The following is a 23,684-nucleotide window of genomic DNA, read 5'->3' as shown; positions in this document are numbered from 1 at the left end:
AAGACTGTCCTATAAGTGATTGTCACCTTCTTCCATGTTATGTTGGCAATGAAGGAGACAGCGCTTTGTTTAGGACGGTCTCTTTTTATATAGGCTATGTTAATGACGATTGTTGATGTTGTTCCTTTGTTAATTGGAGCGGCCCCATGCGAAATCAATAGGGAGTTTAACAAAGTATTTATATAAAACATGATACATGAAAAGGATGAAGGGAAAATGAAAAAACAAGTATACGTATTATCAGGATTTCTTGGCAGTGGTAAAACTACTCTACTCAAACAGCTGCTGCTTTATTTAAAAGGCCAACATCGCCGCCCCGCTGTACTTATGAACGAACTAGGAGACGTCTCTGTCGATTCTGCAGCCGTTGAAAATGATACGCCGCTAAGGGAGTTGTTGAATGGCTGTATATGCTGCACAGTGCAGGAACAATTGGAATCCCAATTACAGGAGCTTCTTTTTAATGAAACGTTCGATGATTTAATCATTGAAACGACAGGTGCTGCCCATCCTGTCGAGGCGATCGATGCAATTATGTCTCCGCTGTTTTCAGATCAGCTGGAGTGGAAAGGGATAGTGACTGTCGTCGATTGTTTAACATGGAAAAAAAGAGCGTCACTTTCGCCTGCTGTTCTCCAGCTCATGTATGAACAAATAAAGCATGCCGACTTGCTTATTCTAAATAAAACAGATCTCGTTTCAGAAATGGACGTTGCGACCCTCACTTATGAGATTCAGCAGATTAATCCGCAGCGAATGCTATATGTAGCTGTCAACGCCAAAGTACCAATGAAAGCCCTAGAAAGCTTGGCGATGTCTAAAAAGGAAGGAACAAAAACGGTACGCGTTGATCAACATCTGCATTTGAATGTCTTCAGCCATACATTCGATCATCAGGTCAACATGGAAGCATTTGAACAATGGGTGCGCAGACATAGCGGTCAGATTTACCGTATGAAAGGATATGTTCCTGTTGAGCAGTCTAAATTTCCAATGCTTTTTCAATATTCTTATGGGATGCCTCTATGGATGCCGGAGGAAATGAACATGCCAGCAAATTTGGTGATTATAGGTGAACAATTGGATCAAATAAATATGCTCGCCGAGTTAAAAGAGCTAGAAAAGTAGTTGTTTCCGTACAAATCATCCTTTGACCTTTGATCTAGGCCACATGTTAATGATTTTGTTGATGGGAGTGGCAGGTAAGAGCCTTCTGCGGGAAAAGAGTGTTCAAAAGAGACCCAGCAGGCACGACAGCGGTAAGAAGGCTCCCGAACCGCCTGGGGAAAGCGAGCTCCCCCAGTGGAAATCAATAGGAGCGTTAACAAAGACACTCGAAAAGAAGATGTTGAAGTTGTCATCAAATTGTCTTTTTTGCAAAAAACGAAAAAGTTATTTTTCGTTTTTCAGAGAAGAAAACATGCCAATTTTATGAATAAAGGCCGAATTTAAGGTAAGTGTGTTAAGATGTTCCCGGCCGTGAAAACAATGGGAAACATTGATAATTCAAGGGTTATTTAAGAGAAAACATAAAAAAATAGATTAGTAGAAGAAGCCAGTTTCTATGGAAAATAGAACTGGCTTTTTTCCCATGAATTACCCGGATTATTACAAAAAAATCATGATACGATTTTAATGTAAAAACAAGAAAAAATAGGAGTGAAGTTTACATGAATAAAAAAGTACTAGTTTCATTAGCAGCCTCATTAACTCTTTTTGCTTCTCCATTTGCAAATAAAACAGAAGCTGCAGCACCAGTTTCACAACCAACAGTCAAAGTTCAATGTAAAACAGGAACAATCGTTCTTTCTAAAGAGATGTCCTATCAGCTTATGCAAGGAAACGTGGATTGGCAAACGTTCTTAAAGAACTATGGCTGGACCGTTCAGCAGCCAGCAAAGCCTGGAACACAGCCAGCACCAACGACAAAACCAGCACCGGCACCAACAACAAAGCCGGCACCAGAAACAACAAAACCAGCACCAGCGCCATCAACAAAGCCAACGGCCGGCCTAAAAGCATTCGAGCAGCAAGTGGTCGATTTAACGAACCAGGAACGCCAAAAAGCAGGATTATCAGCTTTGAAGATTGATAGTCAATTAAGCTCTGTAGCTAGAAAGAAATCAGAGGATATGCTGGCAAAAAATTATTTCTCACATACAAGCCCGACATACGGATCACCATTTGATATGATGAAACAGTTTGGTGTTACTTATCGTACAGCGGGAGAAAACATTGCTAAGGGGCAACGCACACCTGCAGAAGTAGTGAAAGCGTGGATGGAAAGCCCAGGACATCGTGCGAATATTTTAAATAAAGATTATACGCACATCGGGGTTGGTTATGTAGAGAATGGAAACATTTGGACACAAATGTTTATTGGAAAATAAATGAATACAAAAGCATCGTGATTTCACGATGCTTCAGTTTGTAGACAAAAGGGGTTCGGAATGGTCTCATTCCGAACCCCTTTTTGGTTTTTTATTGGCTTTAAAGCTATTTCAGAGAGGAACAGGCCTCTCCGGGTTCATTATTTAGGCCATTACTGAACCTTGCCAAGTCCAGTTGGCCATTTTCTTAAGATTCATGGCAGCGAAAGTAAGCATCGCCTGCATCGACAATTTTTTAAGTCCCCTTAACGATGTCCAACGCATGCCATGCTTTTCTTTTGCATCTGCGAAAACACGTTCAATCGTTTCTTTGCGTTTCGCATAGATGGGTTTGACCCCTTCGTGATGGCGAAGATGGTCGGCTTCCTCCACATATTCCTGCCAAATGTGACGAGTGACCACTTTTTGATGGTCTTTACTTTCTGTACACTTGGCTAAAGAAGGACAGGCTGCACACACCTGTTTCGGTGATTTGTACTCACGATACCCCTCTTTATTCGTTGTCGAGTAGGTCAAGACTTCCCCCTCCGGACAAAGGTAACAGTCAAAGTGCTCATCGTAAACATACTCATGTTTTCGGAAGAAGCCTTCTTTTGTGCGCGGTCGTGTGTAAGGAAGGACCGGCTTCATGTCATTTTGCATTAAATAACTGGTAATCGCAGGTGTTTTGTAAGCACCGTCTGCGGCAACGGCTCGAGGGTCTGGCTGTCATGTGTATTGCCTGGTGTGACCATCGCACCGAGTACGAATCCCTTACGGTCTGCGGCCGCATGAAAGGAATAGGCGAATTGTTTGGTCCGTTCGTCTTTGACATAGTAGCCACTATCCGGATCAGTGGTGCTTTCTTTGATTTCTTTGGTTTCTTCCTTGTCGAACTTATCCGGCGGGAACGGCTTTTTCCCATGGTCCTCCCGGTCTTGATTAATCTCTTCTTGAAGACGTTCCTGATACGCGCGCGTTTCTTTGCGAACCACTTTCTTTTCGAATTTACGCTTATTCGCACTGGCTTTTACATGAGTGTAATCCACAAAAACGTGTTCCGCACTGATGAGCTTTTTCTCGGCGGCTATTTTTAAGATACGATAGAAGATCTGTTCAAACAGGTCGGTGTCTTTGAAACGGCGCTCGTAGTTCTTACCGAAGGTGGAGAAATGCGGCACTTTATCATGGAAACCGTACCCTAAGAACCAGCGGTAGGCCATATTGGTTTCTGCTTCTTCAATCGTCTTGCGCATAGAGCGGATGCCAAATGTATATTGGATGAATGTCAGTTTAATTAAAATAACAGGATCAATGCTTAGGCGGCCTACTTCCGAGTACAACTCTTCCACCAAGTCATAAATAAAAGAGAAATCAATCGCTGCCTCCATTTTACGAACCAGATGATTCTTTGGTACAAGCTGATCTAGAGCGATCATTTCTATTTGGTCCCGTTGGATTGAATTGTGTTTCGAAAGCATCTTCATCACCTCAAGCATTTTATCTATTTATTTTAAAACAGGTAATTATTATACGGCTACCCTTACTTTGTAAACCCTGTTGATTGGAATGGAAGGCGCGAAGACTCCTGCGGGATCAGCGGGACAGGTGAGACCCCGCAGGCGCTTTTGCGGCGAGGAGGCTCACCGCCCGCCCCGCGGAAAGCGAAGCAGCCTGGAATGGAAATCAACAGCCCCCATTCACAAGCAAAATAAAAAGACCGTAGACAAACTTCAATTTTCATTGAGTTTGTCTACAGTCTGAAGCATCGTGATTTCACGATGCTTTTTCTTATGATGAGATTAAATTTGCATATTCCAAAAGGGATGATTAGTATTAATCTATAGATCATTTTTTTTTGGAGAGGATGTCATGGGGAGGAAAACGGTACTCATTACAGGAGGCTCGAGGGGAATTGGCAAGCGGACGGCCATTCGGCTCGCTGAACAGGGGTATGACATGATGATCAACTACCGTTCGAGTCAAGCAGATGCAGAAAAATTTGCACAAGAGCTATCGAAAATGTTTGGGGTTCAAGCGGTCGCTGTACGGGGAGACATTTCAAACAAAGAAGATTGTGACAACATCATTCAAGCCTCTTCTGAAATCTTCGATGGGGTGGATATTCTCATACATAATGCAGGCCCTTACGTCTCAATGCGGAAAACGATGGATGAATACACGTGGGATGAATGGCAATATATGATTAATGGCAATTTAAATAGTGCGTTTTATTTAACGAAGTTAGCCTTGCCATATATGCGCAAGAAACAGTGGGGCAGGGTGATTACATTCGGATATGATCGAGTGGAAACAGCACCAGGATGGATTTACCGATCTGCTTTTGCTGCCGCGAAAGCTGGTCTTGCCTCTCTTACAAGAACAATTTCTTTGGAGGAAGCAAAGAATGGCATCACTGCCAATATGATTTGTCCAGGGGATATTGCCGGCCGCTGGAAAGAGGAAACGATTGCAGAAGCAAGAAGTGAGAGCAGTTCTCCTGTCCCGATCGGACGGCCAGGAACAGGAGAGGACTTAGCTAGAGTGGTCTCTTTTCTCGCTTCTGAAGATGCGGACTTTATTACGGGAAGTGTGATCCCTGTTACTGGCGGTCAAGATGTTCTAGGGAAAATCTACCGCTATGATTATGACAATCGGATGTAACAATACGCTATTTAGATTGTGGAAAAGTTTATTTTAGACATTCTAGGGCTGATGAAAAAATCTTTACTTTTACTGGAAGCGGGAGTAGAATAGGAACATTCAACTAAATGATTGCTTAATCCGCATGGAGCGGGGGAACCAACGCAGGCAACTGCAGGGGTGAAGCCAATGATATTGGCCGGGCAAAACCTTCCAGCCCGAATCCGACAGCTAACCTCGTAAGCAAGCAGGAAGGCTTCTAAACCATTAGCAGAAGCTGATGGTTTTTGTGTTGGAAAATTACTGAAAAAGAAGGGATTTACGAATGAAACGATTGAAACTATCTCCCTCAACACTGCTCCTATTTGTTTATGGAACGTTTATTTCACTTGGTGCGGTTTTACTAAAGCTGCCTATTTCTACAAATGGTCCGTTGAGCTGGATTGATGCTTTATTTACATCCACCTCGGCAATGACTGTGACGGGACTAGGAGTCGTAGATACTGGTACACACTTTACGAGATTTGGCCAGGTCGTCATTATGGGGCTTATTCAAGTAGGGGGATTAGGGATCATTTCATTTGCTATGCTCATTTTTATCATGACAGGTAAAAAAATCGGTTTGAAAAAGCGGCTTGTCATCCAGCAGGCGCTCAATCAGGATCAAGTAGGAGGGATCATTCGTCTCGTAAAATATTTATTCATTATTTCACTTACGATCGAAACGGCCGCAGCCTTAGCGCTTTCCATCAAATGGATACCAGAACTTGGATGGAGAAACGGCATATTCTATAGCTTTTTTCACGCAGTCTCTGCTTTTAATAATGCGGGCTTTGCCTTATGGCCGGACAATTTATCGCGTTATGTCGGCAGTCCTATTGTCAATATCGCGATTACGACGCTCATTATTTTGGGTGGGATCGGCTTTACTGTCATTGCGGACGTATGGCAAAAACGGAAGTGGAAACGACTGTCTTTGAATACAAAAGTCATGTTGGTTTCAACAGTTATTTTGAATCTTATTCTTTTTCTGCTGTTTTTTTTGCTGGAGAGGAATAATGGTCATTCGTTAGCGAAACTTTCGCTTTCGGATCAGCTGTGGGCCTCTTATTTCCAAGCGATTGCTGTTAGAACGGCCGGGTTTAACACAATTGATTTAAGCGGCATAGATCCCTCTACGGCGTTTCTATGGATGATTGCTATGTTTATTGGGGCAGGGAGCGGTTCGACAGCGGGAGGCATTAAATTAACTACATTCGTTGTATTGATTGTCAGTATGCTTACGTATGTACAAGGAAGAAAAGATATCCACTTATTCAAACGAACAATCCGCCAGGAGCATGTGCTGCGGGTATTATCGATTACAACGGTCAGTTCGTTTATTGTCGTTGCAGGGATATTGCTGTTAAATATTACAGAAAAGCTGCCATTTTTGCCTCTGGCATTTGAAGCCGTCTCTGCTTTTGGTACAGTTGGATTAACGATGGGCATTACAGCTTCCCTTTCCATTATAGGGAAATTAATTATCATTTTGATTATGATTACGGGAAAAGTAGGCCCGTTGACGCTTGTATATATTCTTGCTCGTAAGCAGCAAGATCATTACAGATATCCAACGGAAGATATTTTAACAGGGTGATGGAGAGGATTATATAGAAAGAAGTTGACTTAAAAAGTCGTTAAAAACGACTTTTTAAGGTCAGTCTTTTTATTTAGATTAAAATATCTTATTGACAAAGTTCAAACGATTAGTTGATTGTAGCGGAAGGTGCGAAGACTCCTGCGGGGAAAGTGAAGCGTCTGGAACGGAAATTAACGGACACGTTTAAATAACCATACAAAAAAGGGGATGTTCCTAAAAGAAGTGATACTTTTGGAACATCCTCTTTTTCGTTGTAGAATGCCTGGGTTTAGCGATGATCCTTTCGTTAAGCGAGCAGCTTGTTCACGGGCTTTTTAGTATGAGATTCTTTGCGCTGAATGAGAAGCAGACGAGCGGAAAGGGTCAGTGCTCCGGCTGTTAAGCCAGATATTAACCCAATCCAATAGCCGTACGCTCCCAAATCGGTCGTGTTGGCTAGGTAATACCCTAATGGGAGACCGATGATCCAGTAACTGATTAAGGTCATGAAAAACGTTGTGTTTACATCTTTATAGCCGCGTAAAGCTCCTTGAACTGGTGCTTGAATGGCATCAGACAATTGAAACAAAGCGGCAAACAATAAGAAGTGGGCAGCGAGTTCCAGTACTTCTGCATCGTTCGTATAGATTGATGCAATTTGATCACGGAATAACATGAGAATGGTTATACATAATAACGAGAAAATCACAGCTGTGCCAACACCGAGCCAGCTAAACACTTTTGCGTCTTTTAACCGGGAAGCTCCTACTTCAAATCCGACAATAATCGTTAAGCTCATGGAAATACTAAGCGGGAGCATATAAAGCAAAGTAGCAAAATTAATAGCTATTTGATGAGCGGCAATGACATTCGTGCTGTATTCACTCATAAATAAAGTAACCGCAGAAAAAATGCTCGTCTCAAAGAATAGAGAAAAGCCGATCGGAATGCCGATGAGCAAAATTTCTTTCCATTTAGCAACTGAAATTCCTGGGAATGACTGGAAGATATTGTACTGGCTGAACGGCCGCTCGCGATGAACGACAACAGCAGCAATAAACATAATCAGCCAATACGTAATGGCTGAGGCATAACCAGCCCCGACTCCTCCAAGTGCAGGGAGCCCCCATTTCCCAAAGATTAGAGCATAATTAAAGAAGACATTCAAGGGCAGTGAGAGTAGTGTAATAACCATGGACGTTCTTGTCATCCCGAGTGCATCAATGAAACAGCGGAGAACTGTATAAATGAAAACGGGAACGATGCCGAAAGATAAAGCAACGACATAGTTTCTTGCGATCTCCCTCACTTGCTCTTCAAGATTCATTGTATTTAAAATAGGGTCGAGGATGAGGCTGCCCATAGCAACAACCATTACAGCAAGAGCAATAGAAACATAGATCCCTTGCATCACTGTGAAAGGCACTTCATCCTTCTGACGAGCACCGGCCAGCTGAGCTACAATGGGGGTAATAGCAAGCAGAATACCGCTTAAGCCAGTATACACAGGCAGCCATAATGAAGCCCCGATGGCTACTCCAGCCAGGTCATGTGAAGAATAACGGCTGGACATCATGATATCGAAGAAATTCATAGCGAATAATCCAAGCTGTGTAATTAAGATGGGGACTAAAATATATAGGAGCCTTTTCATTTTTTGCTTCATTGTAAAAGTCTGTTCCAAATTGATCCTCCTTTATTCTGCGCATTTACACGCAGAATGAGAAAATTATACCACAAAAATGACAAGACTGCTCAGTGTATAAATAACATTGAAAAAGCCCTTCAACGGACGCTGAAGGGCTTTGAAAAGGAAAGGTATAACAGAAAGAAAAGAAGAAGAGGGTAATAGATAAAGGATTAAGCTTCCATCGTTTGTTCTTCTACAGCTTCGTTTTGTTGGCGAAGTGTATAGAAAGTAAACAGGTCTTTCGATACCTCAAATAAATCAAACACTTCATTTCTTTCATTAATGCGGGAATAAATCATCGGGCGCGTTTCATTTGCCAGAATGGCATAAGGAAGCTTTTCTGCAGCTTTGCGCGATCGTGTATTCACCTTGCGAATTTGCATAAAGACGGATTCCATACCAAGTTCAAAAAATAATTCATGAAAAAAAGATTCTTTTGCTAATGCGTTATAGCCTTTGCCATGATAAGGCTTGCCGAGCCAGGTGCCGAGAAAGCCAGACTTTTCATGGATATCATATAAATTAATTGTACCGATTGGATTGCCCCAATCATCAGTAATAGTACGGGAAATTAATTCCCCCCGTTCCTCTGATTCAATCGTTTGCTTTGTGAGAAAGACGAATTCTTCATAGGAATGGGCTTTTTGACGCACAAAAGGGAAGACTTCAGGGTGCATCATCAACTCAAATAGTACATGACTGTCATGTACATCGCGCTTCTTTAACATGTAAATCCCTCCAAATGAGGGCACTCCGGTCCTGTTGTGTCCGAATTCACCCTCGAAATTTTTCATAGCGTTCATAAAAAATTTCGGGGTGGGAATCGAACCCACTAGAACCAGCTGCAGAAGCTGGTGGCGCACCATTTGCCTTCCCTAATTCCCATCGAATTGTTGTAAATGTGAGTCTATCATACAAAAAAAACTCTCATTTGAAAATAGGTTTTGGCCTAATTTTATAAAATTTTTTTAAGAAAAATAGGTTGACGATTTTCGAGCAAATCTAGCGTGTTTAAATGAGGAGTTTGATAAAATATGTATGAAAAGGAGTGGGTGAATATGCACACAAAGATCGGCCTTGTTCTTGAAGGCGGCGGCATGAGAGGGCTTTACACAGCAGGTGTGCTAGACTTTTTTCTAGAAAATAAAATAGAGTTCCCATATGTCATTGGTGTTTCGGCTGGTGCCTGTAATGCCGCATCTTACATCTCCAAACAATGGGGAAGAAACAAACGGGTAAACATCGGGTTTGTGCGGGATTCAAAATACATGTCATTTCGGAATCTCCTTAGAAAAGGTGAACTGTTTGGTATGGATTATGTATTTGATGTCATTCCCAATCAAATTGTGCCATTCGATTACGAAGAATTTAAGCGAAGTGAGACGGAATTCGTTGTTGGAACAACAAATTGTTATACGGGAGATCCCGTCTATTTTGGCAGAAAGGATTATAAAGAAGATTTATTAACACCGATTAGAGCGTCAAGTTCGCTGCCGTTTGCTGCGCCTGTTGTTACCTTCCAGGGTTATCACTTGCTTGACGGCGGTATCAGTGATCCTATCCCAATTAAGAAGGCAGAACAGGATGGCTGCACCCGTAATGTCATTGTATTGACACAGCATGAAGGGTATGTGAAAGCACCTTCTCGTCTTCATTTCCTCGTCAAAAGAAAATACGCACACTATCCCGGTGTCGTACGAATTCTAGAAAATAGATGGAAGATTTACAATCGAACGCTAGAGTATATCGCACAACTGGAAAGAGGGAACAAAGTGTTTGTCATTCGCCCGACACAATCGCTCGAGGTAAGCCGTGTCGAACGTAACCAGCGTAGGCTCACCAAGCTATATGATCTAGGGTGGCAGGATACGGCTGATGTATACAGGTCGTTGACAGAGTGGCTAAAAACAGTAAAGTAATGCTTGGCTAAGAACAGATATCAGGATAAACACCCGCTGAACAATCAGCGGGTGTTTTTATGTTGGAGGCAAAGCAGGGTTTTTGCTTGATTGAACATGTATATAAAGGGAATAGAGAAGACAATATCACTTTGTGGCAGGAGGTCAATGAATGTATTTGTCTATTACATTAAAAATAATCATAGGGTTAATTGCCTTGCTTGCTGTCATTCGGTTATTGGGAAAAAAGGAACTCTCCCAAGTAACTCCATTCGATTTTATTTATTTACTCTTATTAGGAAGTTTTCTGGAAGAAGGGATATTTGATGAAAAAGTGTCGATCTTTCAAGTTTTATATGCAATAGGTCTCTGGGGGACATTGATTTATGTCATTGAGATGCTTGTTATGAAATCGGATAGGGCCCGTAAACTGCTAAAAGGAGAGTCCACTGACTTAATCATGAAAGGAAAAGTTGATCAAGAGGCGTTAAAGCAAAATCATATTGAAATGGAACAGCTGCGAATTTTAATGAGGAGCAAAGGGTATTTTTCATTAACAGAAATTGAACATGCTACGCTGGAAACGAGCGGTACACTGAGCATTTTGCCAAAAGCAAAGGAAACGGCTGTTAAACCAGGCATGCTTAATATAACACCGGAAGAAAACACACCGACTTATTTACTTGTGGATGAAGGGGAAGTGAAAGAAAAAGAATTGAAAAAGGCAGGGAAAAGTAAAGAGTGGCTGTTATCGGAGTTGGAAAAAGAAGGGATAAAAGATACAGCTGATCTCTTTTATGGGGAATGGTCAGAGAAAATGGGTTTGTATCTCATTCCATATGAAGAAAAAGATCAATAAATATAATCTAGTGCAAAAAGAAAAAGGGGAAATGGCCATTCCCCTTTCTATTCTTTATGTAAATTATTGTTTTTGAGGAAATGCGTATGTCTCGTGCCGCTTTCCATTTGACTGCCGCAAAATGGGCAGGCCGGTGCTTCAGAGGTAGAAAAGTCCTTTCTCATCCATCCGTTGCAGTTTTCTGATACGCATTCCCACGTGTTTATATCTTCATTTGGCAAAGGCTCTTCCCGTCTGTTATTGTAATAAGCCATCTTATCACTTCCTATTTATTATATTTTCACACCTCTTTATTATCTCATACTATTCCGTTTTTTCCTAAAAATCTTCACCAGTTAAGCAATAACATGTACTAAAAAGCAAAACAATCAGTTACAGGGAGGCTTGTCTAATACTAGTAACTGATATGTATAGATGAGTTTATCTAATTCTGCACTGTGCTGTAGAGTTTCAAAGTGGTTAAGTCCTTTTGTCATGCCGGTTTGAATCATCAAGTTTCGTTTAGAATTAATTTCTGCAGTTAAATCGCTGAAAGTTTCATATTTTTGCATGAGCGAACTCTCCTGGGTAAATATTTTTTGCATAAAAGATCCAATATTACATATTATGCCGACTTCAGAAAAAAAATGAAAGGTGTTCGACAAAACTTCTGTTAATGTTACATAATCATCGGTAAAGCTCTATAAACAGAAAAGGCGGGCTATTTTTGTGTTCTTTAATCGGCATTTTTTGCATAGAATTTACATGTAAGCAGATGAATGGAGGGGAGAACTTATAAAAAGCGGGAAAAAATTAGGAAGGAATTTACATAGTAATGAAGAAAATGTAATAGAAGCAATGAAGGGGGCGAAGGTAAAGAATGGTAGATTTATTCCACTCGGTTCAAAAAGTAAAAACAAGTGATCAGTTGCTCAACTTATTAAATGAGGATTGGAAGTTTGTTTGGTTAGAAGATGAACAGAGAGAGATAAAAATAAATCTCCATAGCTGGAAAGACTATGCCTGCTACGAATTTACACACATGCCGCGGCATGGGGTCTGCCCAATTGAAAACTTGTGGGAATTTATCAAAGTGACCGATTAAGTGTAAGTAATAAATGAATGATTTATACAGAGGTTGACTCAAAAAGGCCGGTCCTTACCGAACAGGCTGTATATATAGTGGATATTAACTCCTCTAATATACAGTATATCGTTGGTGTGAGGGATGGGACTTTGTTTGAGTCAACCTCTTTGCTTTGTTTGGATTAGCAGTCTAGATTATTGCAATTGTCTTTGTTGCGGTTGTTTCTTTCGCGATTATTATCCAAAAACTGTGCATCGTTTTCAACAGCAAACTCAACATTCGCTGTACTGGAATTGGAATTGTTTTTGTGGTTTTTATTTGTTTTGTCAAAATTCGGTTTTTCAGCGTTTTGTGCCCTTTTTCTTTGTTTATACATGTTTGTTTCCTCCTAGAGATTATTTTTGCAAACCTGATGTGGAAATGCAGCAGTGTTTTAGCGAAGATGTCAAGTACGCTAAATAGATGAAACAATCACTCATCTCCTGCTGGCTTTATTAATTTGGCTTAAACGGAAAGAAGTATTCGGGAACAATCACGAATACTGTGTCATTACGTTGATTCCTTTGAAAGTCTAGTGAATGAGCCGTTCCTAAGGAAAAAGAAATGAATACAATGTCTTAGGAGGTGAGAAAATGTTTGAATTATACAACATCGCGATTATTCCGCTGGTTTTGGGAGTGGTGGAACTGTTTAAACGGGGAGGGATGCCGGTGAAATACAGCCCATTTGTTGCGGTAATTTTGGGGCTGTTATTTGGAATTTTCTATATTGGAACAGATATAAAAGAAGGCATCATTATCGGTTTGATGTTAGGTTTATCTGCTTCTGGGTTATATAGCAGTTCAAAAAATGCAATGGAGCAAAGAAAGAAGGATTCATCATGAACATCATCGTCGATTTTATTGAAGGGCTGCCGCAGCGAAATTACCGCCATGGATTTAATAAGCCTGAAGGAATCGTTGCTCATTCGACAGGAATTATGAACATGACGAATGATACAGTGGCTAGAAACCGCCGTGTTTTTACGCCTAGTTATGTGAGAAAGAGGGGAGCCTTCGTACACGGATTTGTTGATCATGAAAGCTATTGGCAATCTGCTGATTACCGTTATATTGCGCACGGAGCAGGAACAACAGCTAACCGTCGATTTATTCATATTGAATTGTGTGAAACAAAAAACCGTGAACATTTTTTGCAGTCTTATAAAAACTTTATCGGGGTCATTGTAGATATTATGAAAACATATGGCTGGAAGCCGGAACGCCAGCAAACGTTATGGACACATGGGGAAGTCGCTTCCATTTTAGGAGGCACGACACATAATGATCCGTTTCCCTATTTTAACTATCATGACATAACGATCAATCAATTTTATAAAGATGTAAAGACTGCATATGAAGGAAAAACGATGTCGATCGACTATCCAGGCGTTAAATGGGGAAGCGGGCTAACCGAGGAGCAAATTGTCCAGTTGCAGCGTGCATTAATAACATTGGGCTACGATTTATCTCAATATGGTGATGATGGAATATATGGAAAGGAAACAGCAAATGCTGTCATGATCTATGAGCGCCGTCATCACGAATCGGCAGATGGGCATGCTGATCCAGCGATTTTTGCAGCTATTCTTGCTGATGCAGAAAATGTAACACAGCGTAAACAGAAACCTGAAGAAAAAATTTTCGCTCGTTTAGTATCTGGCACATTCGCTACTGAAGAAGACCGCAATCAGACAGCAGATAAAATTGCTAAAGAAACAGGCTGGACGATTTACAAAGCAGGCTGTATGGAATTACGGATTGCAACTGGTACGTTTACGACAGAAGAGTCCGTTCGCAAGGCTGAAAACATCATGAAGAAATATGTGAAAGTGGTTTATGTGAAATATGAATAAGTTCACCTGCGCTTACTCTTAATGAGTGAGAATTTTTTGGTTTTTCTCCACAATATAATTGTTGGGAATGAGCAGGAAACCCTGAATCAAAAAATAATTGACACGTATTGAATTAGGTAATATTCTGAAAATACGGAAAACTAAATAGGGTGCGTAAGAATGATAGTTGTAGAAGGGTGTACAGTATACTATCTGTAAGGCTAGAGGTGCCAGTCTCTTTGCTTTTAAGACATCCTCTTAAATTTAAGTGAAAGGACAGAGAAAGAAAGAGATTCTGTCCTTTTTCTTTTTTTGTATTGAAAGAGCAGAGAGCGATGCGAACAATCAACAGACAAATAAGGAAAGGAGAATTTATGAAATTTAAAACGAAATTATATGTAGGATTTGGCGTTCTATTCGGACTCTTTATCATTTCCCATTTCGTTATTATGATCATGATGAATCAACTGAATGACAAAATGACGAACGTAGTTAAAAACTACGAAATGCTTAATTTGGCTAATAATATTAAAGAAAGTCTGCTTGATTACAGCATGGAATCGAGAGGCATCATGGCTAATCCGCCCGAAGAGCTGCGGGGAAATTTTACGAAGAATATGAATGAAGCCCGAGACCGAGTTAATGCAGCGATAGAAACATTAGAGAAAATGGATAACGGTGAACGCTCAGAAGAATTAATTCAGCAATTGAAGAGATTGAACACACCTTATTTTGAAAATGCAAAAGAAACAGATGCATTAATAAAAGAGGGGAAAATAAAGGAAGCAAATCGGTTGTATTGGTATGAAGGCCGGGGAATGAGAGAAGGAATGATCGAAATTGCTGATGAAATACAAACAATCAGGAAACAAACAGTTGACAAAGAATTAAGTAACTCTAGCAAGACTTATTACTTAGTAAATCAAATGATCGTTGTCTTCACAATAGTAGGTTTCCTAGTCGGTCTTGGCATGATTGTTTGGATTCTGAGGAGTATAACAGGAAATTTGAACAAAGTTACTTCTGTTATGACAAAAGTGTCGTTTGAAGAATCAGATCAATTGCCGCGTATAGAAGTCGTATCTAAAGATGAAATCGGCGATATTGCGGTAGCGTTTAATGAAATGGCGCAGGCACTGGAAACACACACGATGCAGGAGAAACAGTTAAAAGAGGCCGCCGAGGAACAGAGCTGGCTGAAAACGAAAGCGGCGGAAATGGCTAATATGTATCCAGGAATTGATGATTTGGAAACGCTAGCCCGCCTGTTTATTACGAAGGCGGCACCTATTGCAGGGGCGAATTACGGCATTTTCTATATGAAGCAGCAAAGAGGCGGGGAGGAAAGGTTATGGAAGCTGGCTGCCTATGCCGATCACCAGCCGGGAACGGGGAAAGAGAGCTTCCAGATAGGGGAAGGAATTGTCGGACAGTGCGCACTGGAAAACCGCATGATCTCCCTCGATCAAGTGCCCAAAGAGTACATAACGATTCAGTCAGGTCTTGGCATGGCTCCGCCAGCCCATATCCTTGTCATTCCGGCTGAATTTCAAGGAGAGGTATTGGCTGTTATTGAGCTGGCTTCGTTTAAAGAGTTCAGTCCGCTCCAGCAAAAGTTCCTCGAGGAAATTATGGGCCATATCGGTGTGAACATCAACAGTATTTTAAGGCATATGAAAGTAGAAAAACTGCTGGAAGAATCGCAAATGCTGACGGAAGAGCTGCAGAGTCAATCAGAAGAGCTGCAGCTGCAGCAGGAAGAGCTTCGGACCGTGAATGAGCAGCTGGAAGAACAATACGAGCAGTCCGAACAGAAGACAAAAGAATTAGAGAGCATTAAAAATATACTGGAAGAAAAGGCGCAGCAGCTGACCATTAGTTCGCAGTATAAATCGGAATTTCTGGCGAATATGTCGCACGAACTGCGGACACCGCTGAACAGCCTGTTGATTTTAGCGCAAATGCTTGCCGATAACGCTGAAGGGAACCTGACTCCGAAACAAGTGGAATACGCAGGAACGATTTTCTCGTCAGGGAACGACCTGCTGCATCTCATTAACGACATCTTAGACTTGGCAAAGGTGGAAGCAGGCAAGATGGACGTCGTTTTTGAAGACGTCAAGATAAATGATGTAAAGGCCTTTGTCCAATCACAATTTGCCCCGATCGCCCGCAGGAAGCAGCTTCAGTTACACATGCAGTGTGCGCCAGATTTGCCGGAAACGATTCGGACGGACAAGCAGCGCCTACAGCAGATTTTGAAGAACCTATTATCGAATGCGTTTAAATTTACGGAACAGGGAACGGTTTCTTTAACGATAGAAATGGTACAAAGTGAGCATTCCGGTGCGGAGCTGGCTTTTGTCGTTAGGGATACAGGCATCGGGATTTCACAGGAAAAACAGGCCGTTATTTTTGAGGCGTTTAAACAAGCGGACGGGACGATCAGCCGCAAATATGGCGGAACGGGATTAGGGCTTTCCATCAGCCGGGAAATGGCTCATTTACTAGGCGGATTCATTGAAGTGGAAAGTATAGAGCGTAGCGGCAGCACGTTCACTTTGTATTTGCCTAATGATAAAAACATAAAAGAAGTGGAACACTCCCTCTATGAAATGGAAGCAGCTGCTGGAATCGTGAATGATTCAAGCGACCTAGTAAATGATTCAGTTAAGCTTTCACTGCCATTAGGGGAAAAAGAAAGGAAGCAGCTATTTGATAGAAAAACGTTGCTTCAGGGAAAGAAAATTCTTATCGTAGATGACGATATGCGGAATATATTTTCATTGACTGCGGCGCTTGAGCGTTATCAAGTAGAAGTAGTGTTTGCGGAAAATGGCAGGGAAGGCATTGAAGCGTTACAAAAAAATCCAGAAATTGATTTAATCCTTATGGACATTATGATGCCCGAGATGAATGGATTCCAAGCGATTCAAGAGATACGGCAAATCCCTGAATTCCAAAGTCTGCCGATCATTGCTCTAACAGCAAAGGCGATGAAAAATGACCGAAAGCAATGTATTGAGGCAGGGGCTTCTGACTACATTAGTAAGCCGATCAATGTGGAACAATTATTTTCGATTGTACAAGTATGGTTATATAAGTAGGTGAGCAGTGTATTTATATAGTGAGGGTATGAGCGCATAGAATGAGAGAAGACTTTGACTTGAAATGAAGAAGAAACCGGTGCTGAGATGCACCGGTTTTTTATGAATAAAAGTCGAATGGCGGCAAGTTTTCATTGAGTATTTCCGTTTTATAATGATTGATTTGTAAGTATTGCAGCAGCTGTTCGAGATGCTGAAGAGTCGTTGTTTTCTCATGAAGCAAAATAACCGTAGGCTTGCTTTCATCATGAGGCCGCTGAAGCTGATTAATGACATATGGAACATATTGTTGGCTTCTAAATTTCCAGTCAAGGCTGTCAATAGTCCAATCCCACATTTTAAATTCGGCCTCCTTGACCTTTTCACGGTATTCAGGAGTCATAAAGGGAACGGAGCCATAAGGAGTACGAATTAAATGGCTCTTTAATCCGGTCAGCCCTTCCAGTGTATGCTGTGCTGTTTTCATTTCATCTACGACCGACTGTGAAGAGCGGTAAATTTTATTTTTGTTATGGGTCACACCATGCATTCCTGCCGCATGACCTTGTTTTACCATTTCTTTTACGGCATCTGGATAAAGGCGCATGTTCGGTTCAAGCATAAAAAAGGTCGCTTTCGCCTCATAACGGTCAAGCAGATCTAATATTTCTTGTGTAACAGGCGCGGGACCGTCATCAAATGTTAAATAGACGATTTGTTCCTGTAACGCATTCGCTGGGATCGGCAGCTGTTGTGAAAACACTGGTTTTACTTCCTGTTCTTGTATGTGATCATCGGCTTTTTCATGAGGCGGTTGTTCTTCGGCGGCCGCTTTGACCGATGACGGAGTTTTTTGTTTAGCTAACGCAGTAGATTGAGTGTATTGATTCAGGTGATAGGCGGATAGACAGAAACAAATCGTTAATAAGACGAAGGCAACGGTAAGTAATTTTATATTATTATTTCTTCTTTTTTGCTTTTTCCTCAATGCAAGTCACACTCCATTGTTATCTTTCACATAAACTGGCTGTTTTTCCAGTAAAAAATGATTACTAAAGTTATAGTATCATAGTTTTAGGGCAGAAGGAGGCATTTTTAGAAAAAACTCATTTTTCCTATCTTGATAAATAAAAGTTCGTTTGGGAGTATCCGCTTTTTGTATATAATGAAAAGGATATGATCATGATTATTGTAGATTTTTCCCTTGTATCCATTGGCGCGAAAGGCCCATGACTCCCGTGGGAGAAGCGTGTTCACTGCAGCGGAAAGCAACAGAGGGATTTAACAAAGCTAATGAAAAAATAAAGAGAACCGCAGCGAAGAATGGAGGAATTTGAATGAAGCAAGAGAGAGTGAATGAGGAACAATTACAGCCCTATTGGCCGCTCGTAAAGGAAATGACAGCGGGCCGGGAAGTCACCTGGCTTAATGGTCAAAAATTACATACTTATGACGCCGATTTACCGATTACGATAGAGGATATGAAGGAAGCCCATGCCAGACTAAGAAGGTTTGCTCCTTTTTTAGCTCACGTATTTCCTGAAACGAAAGAAGCGGGAGGAGTGATTGAATCTCCTTTCATGGAAATCCCCAGTATGAAAGAGTACTTGGAGAAGAAGCATGGCACGATTCTTGAAGGCGGCTTATATTTAAAAGCCGACCATTTGCTGCCGGTTGCAGGTTCAGTGAAAGCACGAGGCGGCATGTATGAAGTGTTAAAGTATGCGGAAAATATTGCGATGCAGCATAACTTATTATTAACAGAAGAGGATTATAGTAAACTTGCAACTGATGAAATGAAAACCTTTTTCTCAAATTATTCTCTTGCTGTCGGTTCTACCGGCAATCTGGGATTAAGCATTGGTATGACAGGAGCGGCTCTTGGTTTCCAAACGACTGTTCATATGTCTGCTGATGCGAAGGAATGGAAGAAAAAGCGGCTGCGGGACAAAGGTGTAACGGTTATTGAATATGAAGAGGATTATAGCCAGGCAGTCGAAGAAGGCAGGAGGATGAGTGCAAGAACGAAAAATAGTTTTTTCATTGACGATGAACATTCAAAAGAGTTATTCGTCGGGTATTCTACAGCGGCACTCCGTCTGCAAAAGCAGCTGCAAGAACAGCAGATCATCATTGATGAAAATCATCCATTGATTGTGTATTTACCGTGCGGTGTAGGCGGAGCGCCCGGGGGGATTTTTGCTGGCTTGAAGCGGGTATTCGGAGAACATGTATATGGTTTTTTCGCAGAACCTGTGCAAGCTCCCTGTATGCTGCTCGGTTTGTTGACGGGGCTGCACGATCAAATTGCGGTGCAGGATGTCGGCATTGACTTGCGGACAGAGGCAGATGGATTAGCTGTCGGCAGACCATCCAGTTTTGTCGGTAAAGCAGTCGCTCCTCATTTAGACGGAATCTTTACGGTATCAGATGACAAGCTGTTTGTTTATTTGCATCAGATGAATGAATTGGAAGGAGAGAGGCTCGAGCCATCTGCACTTGCAGGAATGGAAGGACCTGTGCGGGCAAAGATGAGCGGCTGGCTGGACAAGCAATTTACGAGCAGCCAAAGACAAAATGCCATTCATCTTGTATGGTCAACAGGCGGGAGCCTCGTGCCTGAAAAAGAAATGTCTGCGATGATTAAAAAAGGGAAGCAGCTGCAATCGTAACATATGGAGAAAATTTATTATCATTCACGTTCGAGCTTTTCCTGTGATCCCTAATCTGAGTGTAACAGTAATTCCTTCACATGCTAGAGCTTTATTTACAAGTGACAGAAGAAATAGTATGATTTTCCTATTACATTTCGGGGGGGGGATCGTATGAATAAAAGAAAGATGATGAAAAGCCTGCTGGCATTTATTTTGGTCTTATCATTCGTATTGCAGCTTAATGCAGTAAATGCTAGCGCAGTAACGGTGACTAAGACAGGCTGGGTGAGTATTAATAGCGGCACTCTTACCGTCAGAAGCGGGCCAGGGACCAGTTATAAAAAAGTTGGTTCATTAAAAAATAATGTTTCAGTGACGGTGTATTCACAATCTAAAAATGGTTGGTCTCAAATTGGTTATAACAACAAAAAGGCCTATGTTTCTACTCAATATCTTAGAATGTATAGTTTTTTAATGGATAAAACAAAAGTATATACATATAGAGGAGAGGGAAGTGACTATAAATCTCAGTATAGAGGCAAGTATTACGGATGGGATAAATGGAATGATGGAGAGAGCTCCTTCGTCATAAAAGAAGATAGTAAAGGTTTGTATTTTGGTTGGCCTGAATCTGAATATTTTACGGAACTTGTTTATCCTTTAAAGGTCGGGAAAGAGTGGTCAGAATGGGGGATAAAACATAAAATTACAGCAATGAATGGAACTTTAACTACTCCGGCCGGAACTTTTAAAAATGTAGTTACTGTAAAATCAAGTGACGGCTATACGAGCTATTATGCCCAAAATGTTGGGCTGCTAAAAACAGTTTCTAATGGTGTAACAATGAGCGAATTAGTTGGTCTACAAAAGAAATAAGCCCTTGGCAGATAAATCATTTATTAGAATGGCCTGATTTTTAAATCAGGGCCATTCTTTTTGTATAAGTGTAAAGCAGTTCTTCCTCAGCATGAATGGATGATGGTTTTGAAACGGATACTATCCGAAGTTTTTTCATGGATGATGAAAATTCAAAGTTGAAACTAGTTAAATAAACATACTAACCCCCTAGAATGTTCAGTCTTCTAGGGGGTTAGTATGTTTATTAGTCAATATATGACTTTTTGAAGAAAGAAAGGTTTCAGAATACTGGCACTTCAACTTTCACTGCCCACGCCATGAAGCATCATTAAATAGAGGGAAATCCTGCATTTATTTCCGAAATAAACTTTCTTGACAAAACAAACAAATGAAAATATACTAAGTTTCATAAAGTAACTTTGTGTTAAAGTGAAATGAAAATATAACAGACATAGTTATTTTGCATTTGATTTTATGTTTTCATGGAGGGGTTTTAAATGGCATTTTTAAAAAAGTTATTTGGAAACAAAGAACAAAATTTGAATATAGAGGAGAATAAAACAATGTCAAAAGTATTATTTATTAAAGCTAATGATCGTCCAGCAGACCAGGCAGTTAGTTCAAAAATGTATGAAACATTTGTAAACACTTTTAAAGAAGCTAATCCACATGCAGAAATTACTGAACTCGATCTTTTTGAACTTGACCTTCCTTATTACGGAAACACGGCGATTACAGGTAGTTATAAACGGAGCCAAGGCTTAGAGTTAACAGCTGAAGAAGCAAAAGCAGCGGATATCGTTGAACAATACTTAAATCAATTCCTAGCAGCTGAGAAAGTAGTATTCGCTTTCCCATTGTGGAATTTCACAGTTCCTGCTCCACTGGTAACATATATTTCCTATCTTTCTCAAGCAGGAAAAACATTCAAATATACAGAACAAGGTCCAGTTGGACTAGCTGGTGACAAAAAAGTGGCTGTATTAAGCGCTCGCGGTTCAGACTATTCTTCCGAACAGATGGCTTCTATGGAGATGGCTGTTAACTATGTAACGATCCTTCTTAATTTCTGGGGCATTAAAGATTTTGAAACAGTAATAATTGAAGGACATAACCAATATCCTGAGCGTTCACAAGAGATTGTGGCAGATGGATTAGAAAAGGTAGCAAAAGCTGCTGCAAAATTCTAAATAAAAAGCCTGTCGTCTTTACTCTAGGGACTGCCCCCGTAGAGTGAGGAACAGGCTTTTTTGTATGCTTTTTATTATTAGTTGATTTACTTATTAAACGAAGCAACAGCTTCGTTTAGGAGTGGTTTAGAAACGATGTGTTGATATTGATTCATACTTATCTAAATCGTGTTGTGCTTCATTATCTCTTGTATCTGCTTTTGCTATCTTTTATCCAAATTCTTTTATTCAAAGAACTTCAAAACGTATAAAGCTGTTCGTTTTATTGACTTTCTTAGCGAAGCTATGGTATTTAAAATGGAGATGCCTGTACAAAGCCTTAGCATTAATCAAACAAACAGGCTCCATCATGATCTTACTTCAGAGCCAATTGGAATCAAGCGGATATAACTATCAGAAAGGTGCAGAAACATGTGCTTAATTAACTTTCGCTTTCAACAGCATGAAACATACAAGTTAGTGATCGCCGCTAACCGGGATGAATTTTTCAGCCGTCCTACTCAAAAGGCTCATTATTGGGAGGATGCGCCCCATATTTTGGCCGGGCGTGATTTGGAAAAGATGGGGACATGGCTGGGCGTGACGAAAACAGGACGTTTTGCGGCGTTAACGAATGTCCGTGACCCTTCGGAGAAAACAGAAGGAAAGCGGTCACGCGGAGAAATCGTCCGTGCTTTTTTAACAGGCACACATTCCCCCGAAGCGTTCATGTCGGAACTGCAAAAACAGAGGGACGAATACCCAGGATTTAATCTACTCGCCGGGACAGCGGATGAATTGTGGCATTACAATAATAGGAAAGATGAGCTGCAGGCTGTTGCTCCTGGTACACACAGTTTGAGCAATGCATCGTTAAATACACTTTGGCCCAAGATGGAAAAAGGAAAAAACAGATTGGATAAGTGTCTCGACGATGCACCGGCTGATCCCGCCGATTGTTTATTCACTTTTTTACAGGATACGGACAGGGCTCCAGATGAAGAGCTGCCAAATACAGGTGTTTCTCTTGAATGGGAAAGAAAGCTTTCGCCCATCTTTATTAGCGGGGATGACTATGGTACGAGGTCTTCAAGTGTGCTGCTTATTGATCAGATGAATCATGTGTATTTTGCGGAAAGAACGTATCTTCAAGGAAGCCTTGCTGCGGAAGAAACGTTTCATTTTGTTACTGAGTCTATATAAAAAGAAAAAGCTGTCTCAGAAGTCAGGGAGTAACCGACTTTGAGACAGCTTTTTGTGATTAAGCTGTACGTTTCGGAGCAGGCTGAGGCAGTAAGCGGGCAGATGCCAAACGCTTACGGGCAAGGATACCAATCCATGAAGCTAGGAATGCTTTCAACACTCCGCCGATAATAAACGGAGCAAATCCTCCAGCGAATGCCTCGGGCCAACTAAGTCCAGCCATCACCTTTAACCAGGCTGTACCGAAAGCTAAATTGATAATCATACCGATCATGTTAGCTATAAAAGCGTGCAGAACCGTGACTCCTGTTTTTTCAATATACCATCCGATAAAGAATGCAGAAAAAATAAAGCTAATAATGTATCCTCCAGTCGGTCCGAAGATAACCCCCATCCCGCCAGACATACCAGAAAAAACAGGAAGACCCACTGCACCGATCAACATGTATAGAAGTGCTGATAATGCTCCATATCTGGAGCCGAGAATCGTAGCAGCCAGTCCGATAGCCAACGTCTGCCCTGTAATAGGGACTAACGGCAATGGAATAGTAAGTTGTGCAAGAATACCAATAATGGCTGCAAAAATAGCCGCCGTCAGCATCATTCTAAGCCTCTCGTGCTGAGTAGACATGTTCATCCCTCCAATCCATTCATTCACATAAGTGTTAACCTTATTTTAATTGTGGATAACTAAA

General features: G+C 41.1%; 21 protein-coding genes, 1 pseudogene and 1 riboswitch. Of the genes and pseudogenes, 14 read left to right on the top strand and 8 right to left on the bottom strand.

What is annotated here, in order from left to right; genetic code table 11:
• Positions 1–216 precede the first annotated feature (216 nt).
• Together QYG89_RS00280 and QYG89_RS00275 are read left to right on the top strand one after the other, a co-directional pair.
• Positions 217–1,128: a CobW family GTP-binding protein gene (locus QYG89_RS00280; RefSeq protein WP_404313634.1), complete on the top strand. Its 912-nt coding sequence runs from the start codon at positions 217–219 to the stop codon at positions 1,126–1,128.
• A 542-nt stretch (positions 1,129–1,670) separates the two neighbouring features.
• Positions 1,671–2,390: a CAP domain-containing protein gene (locus QYG89_RS00275; RefSeq protein WP_404313633.1), complete on the top strand. Its 720-nt coding sequence runs from the start codon at positions 1,671–1,673 to the stop codon at positions 2,388–2,390.
• Between the two features lie 144 nt (positions 2,391–2,534).
• Here QYG89_RS00275 and QYG89_RS00270 read toward each other — a convergent pair.
• Positions 2,535–3,850 (bottom strand): annotated as a pseudogene (locus tag QYG89_RS00270) (IS1182 family transposase).
• A 391-nt stretch (positions 3,851–4,241) separates the two neighbouring features.
• On the opposite strand from QYG89_RS00270, the gene QYG89_RS00265 reads away from it, so the two are divergent.
• A complete protein-coding gene (locus QYG89_RS00265; RefSeq protein ID WP_404313632.1) occupies positions 4,242–5,033 on the top strand; it encodes an SDR family oxidoreductase in 792 nt (263 codons plus the stop codon).
• A 102-nt stretch (positions 5,034–5,135) separates the two neighbouring features.
• A riboswitch (cyclic di-AMP (ydaO/yuaA leader) is annotated at positions 5,136–5,272 on the top strand.
• A 65-nt stretch (positions 5,273–5,337) separates the two neighbouring features.
• Positions 5,338–6,651 carry a TrkH family potassium uptake protein gene (locus tag QYG89_RS00260; protein ID WP_404313631.1) on the top strand — a complete coding sequence of 438 codons (1,314 nt, stop codon included), beginning with the start codon at positions 5,338–5,340 and terminating at the stop codon, positions 6,649–6,651.
• A gap of 289 nt (positions 6,652–6,940) precedes the next feature.
• On the opposite strand, the gene QYG89_RS00255 is transcribed toward QYG89_RS00260, so the two are convergent.
• Both QYG89_RS00255 and QYG89_RS00250 read right to left on the bottom strand, forming a co-directional pair.
• Positions 6,941–8,317, bottom strand: coding sequence for an MATE family efflux transporter (locus tag QYG89_RS00255; protein ID WP_404313630.1), 1,377 nt, complete (start codon positions 8,315–8,317; stop codon positions 6,941–6,943).
• A 176-nt stretch (positions 8,318–8,493) separates the two neighbouring features.
• Complete coding sequence (locus tag QYG89_RS00250) at positions 8,494–9,051, bottom strand: GNAT family N-acetyltransferase (protein WP_404313629.1); 558 nt, start codon at positions 9,049–9,051, stop codon at positions 8,494–8,496.
• 306 nt (positions 9,052–9,357) lie between these two features.
• Between QYG89_RS00250 and QYG89_RS00245 the strand changes: the two genes are divergently transcribed.
• On the top strand, positions 9,358–10,242 hold the full coding sequence (locus tag QYG89_RS00245; RefSeq protein WP_404313628.1) for a patatin-like phospholipase family protein: 885 nt from the start codon (positions 9,358–9,360) through the stop codon (positions 10,240–10,242).
• Positions 10,243–10,393: 151 nt separating this feature from the next.
• A complete protein-coding gene (locus QYG89_RS00240; protein ID WP_404313627.1) occupies positions 10,394–11,080 on the top strand; it encodes a DUF421 domain-containing protein in 687 nt (228 codons plus the stop codon).
• Between the two features lie 47 nt (positions 11,081–11,127).
• Here the strand turns inward: QYG89_RS00240 and QYG89_RS00235 are convergent, their stop codons facing one another.
• Together QYG89_RS00235 and QYG89_RS00230 are read right to left on the bottom strand one after the other, a co-directional pair.
• On the bottom strand, positions 11,128–11,334 hold the full coding sequence (locus QYG89_RS00235) for a cold-shock protein (protein WP_404313626.1): 207 nt from the start codon (positions 11,332–11,334) through the stop codon (positions 11,128–11,130).
• A gap of 114 nt (positions 11,335–11,448) precedes the next feature.
• A complete protein-coding gene (locus tag QYG89_RS00230; protein WP_404313625.1) occupies positions 11,449–11,631 on the bottom strand; it encodes an aspartyl-phosphate phosphatase Spo0E family protein in 183 nt (60 codons plus the stop codon).
• Between the two features lie 308 nt (positions 11,632–11,939).
• On the opposite strand from QYG89_RS00230, the gene QYG89_RS00225 reads away from it, so the two are divergent.
• Positions 11,940–12,164: a hypothetical protein gene (locus QYG89_RS00225; RefSeq protein ID WP_404313624.1), complete on the top strand. Its 225-nt coding sequence runs from the start codon at positions 11,940–11,942 to the stop codon at positions 12,162–12,164.
• A gap of 163 nt (positions 12,165–12,327) precedes the next feature.
• Here the strand turns inward: QYG89_RS00225 and QYG89_RS00220 are convergent, their stop codons facing one another.
• Positions 12,328–12,522 carry a hypothetical protein gene (locus QYG89_RS00220; RefSeq protein ID WP_404313623.1) on the bottom strand — a complete coding sequence of 65 codons (195 nt, stop codon included), beginning with the start codon at positions 12,520–12,522 and terminating at the stop codon, positions 12,328–12,330.
• A gap of 256 nt (positions 12,523–12,778) precedes the next feature.
• Between QYG89_RS00220 and QYG89_RS00215 the strand changes: the two genes are divergently transcribed.
• From QYG89_RS00215 to QYG89_RS00205, 3 genes are all read left to right on the top strand, one after another.
• Entirely contained in the window at positions 12,779–13,030 is a 252-nt protein-coding gene (locus QYG89_RS00215) for a hypothetical protein (protein ID WP_404313622.1), read from the top strand.
• Positions 13,027–14,040, top strand: coding sequence for a peptidoglycan recognition protein family protein (locus QYG89_RS00210; RefSeq protein ID WP_404313621.1), 1,014 nt, complete (start codon positions 13,027–13,029; stop codon positions 14,038–14,040). Before QYG89_RS00215 ends, QYG89_RS00210 begins: the two co-directional genes overlap by 4 nt.
• A gap of 353 nt (positions 14,041–14,393) precedes the next feature.
• Complete coding sequence (locus QYG89_RS00205; RefSeq protein WP_404313620.1) at positions 14,394–17,126, top strand: response regulator; 2,733 nt, start codon at positions 14,394–14,396, stop codon at positions 17,124–17,126.
• A 100-nt stretch (positions 17,127–17,226) separates the two neighbouring features.
• Here QYG89_RS00205 and QYG89_RS00200 read toward each other — a convergent pair whose 3' ends face one another.
• Positions 17,227–18,093, bottom strand: coding sequence for a polysaccharide deacetylase family protein (locus QYG89_RS00200; RefSeq protein ID WP_404313619.1), 867 nt, complete (start codon positions 18,091–18,093; stop codon positions 17,227–17,229).
• A gap of 349 nt (positions 18,094–18,442) precedes the next feature.
• Between QYG89_RS00200 and QYG89_RS00195 the strand changes: the two genes are divergently transcribed.
• The 4 genes from QYG89_RS00195 (at position 18,443) to QYG89_RS00180 (ending at position 22,989) form a co-directional block, all read left to right on the top strand.
• Positions 18,443–19,777, top strand: coding sequence for a D-serine ammonia-lyase (locus QYG89_RS00195; RefSeq protein ID WP_404313618.1), 1,335 nt, complete (start codon positions 18,443–18,445; stop codon positions 19,775–19,777).
• A gap of 153 nt (positions 19,778–19,930) precedes the next feature.
• Entirely contained in the window at positions 19,931–20,635 is a 705-nt protein-coding gene (locus QYG89_RS00190) for an SH3 domain-containing protein (RefSeq protein ID WP_404313617.1), read from the top strand.
• 479 nt (positions 20,636–21,114) lie between these two features.
• Entirely contained in the window at positions 21,115–21,807 is a 693-nt protein-coding gene (locus QYG89_RS00185; protein ID WP_404313616.1) for an FMN-dependent NADH-azoreductase, read from the top strand.
• A 411-nt stretch (positions 21,808–22,218) separates the two neighbouring features.
• Complete coding sequence (locus QYG89_RS00180; RefSeq protein ID WP_404313615.1) at positions 22,219–22,989, top strand: NRDE family protein; 771 nt, start codon at positions 22,219–22,221, stop codon at positions 22,987–22,989.
• Positions 22,990–23,047: 58 nt separating this feature from the next.
• Here the strand turns inward: QYG89_RS00180 and QYG89_RS00175 are convergent, their stop codons facing one another.
• Positions 23,048–23,620: a biotin transporter BioY gene (locus QYG89_RS00175; RefSeq protein ID WP_404313614.1), complete on the bottom strand. Its 573-nt coding sequence runs from the start codon at positions 23,618–23,620 to the stop codon at positions 23,048–23,050.
• Positions 23,621–23,684 lie beyond the last annotated feature (64 nt).

It is taken from the genome of Bacillus lumedeiriae, from assembly GCF_044891285.1.
Classification (GTDB): Bacteria; Bacillota; Bacilli; order Bacillales; family Domibacillaceae; genus Pseudobacillus; species Pseudobacillus lumedeiriae.
Note: the sequence above shows the minus strand (reverse complement) of the source record. Positions and strands in the feature narration are given on the sequence as shown.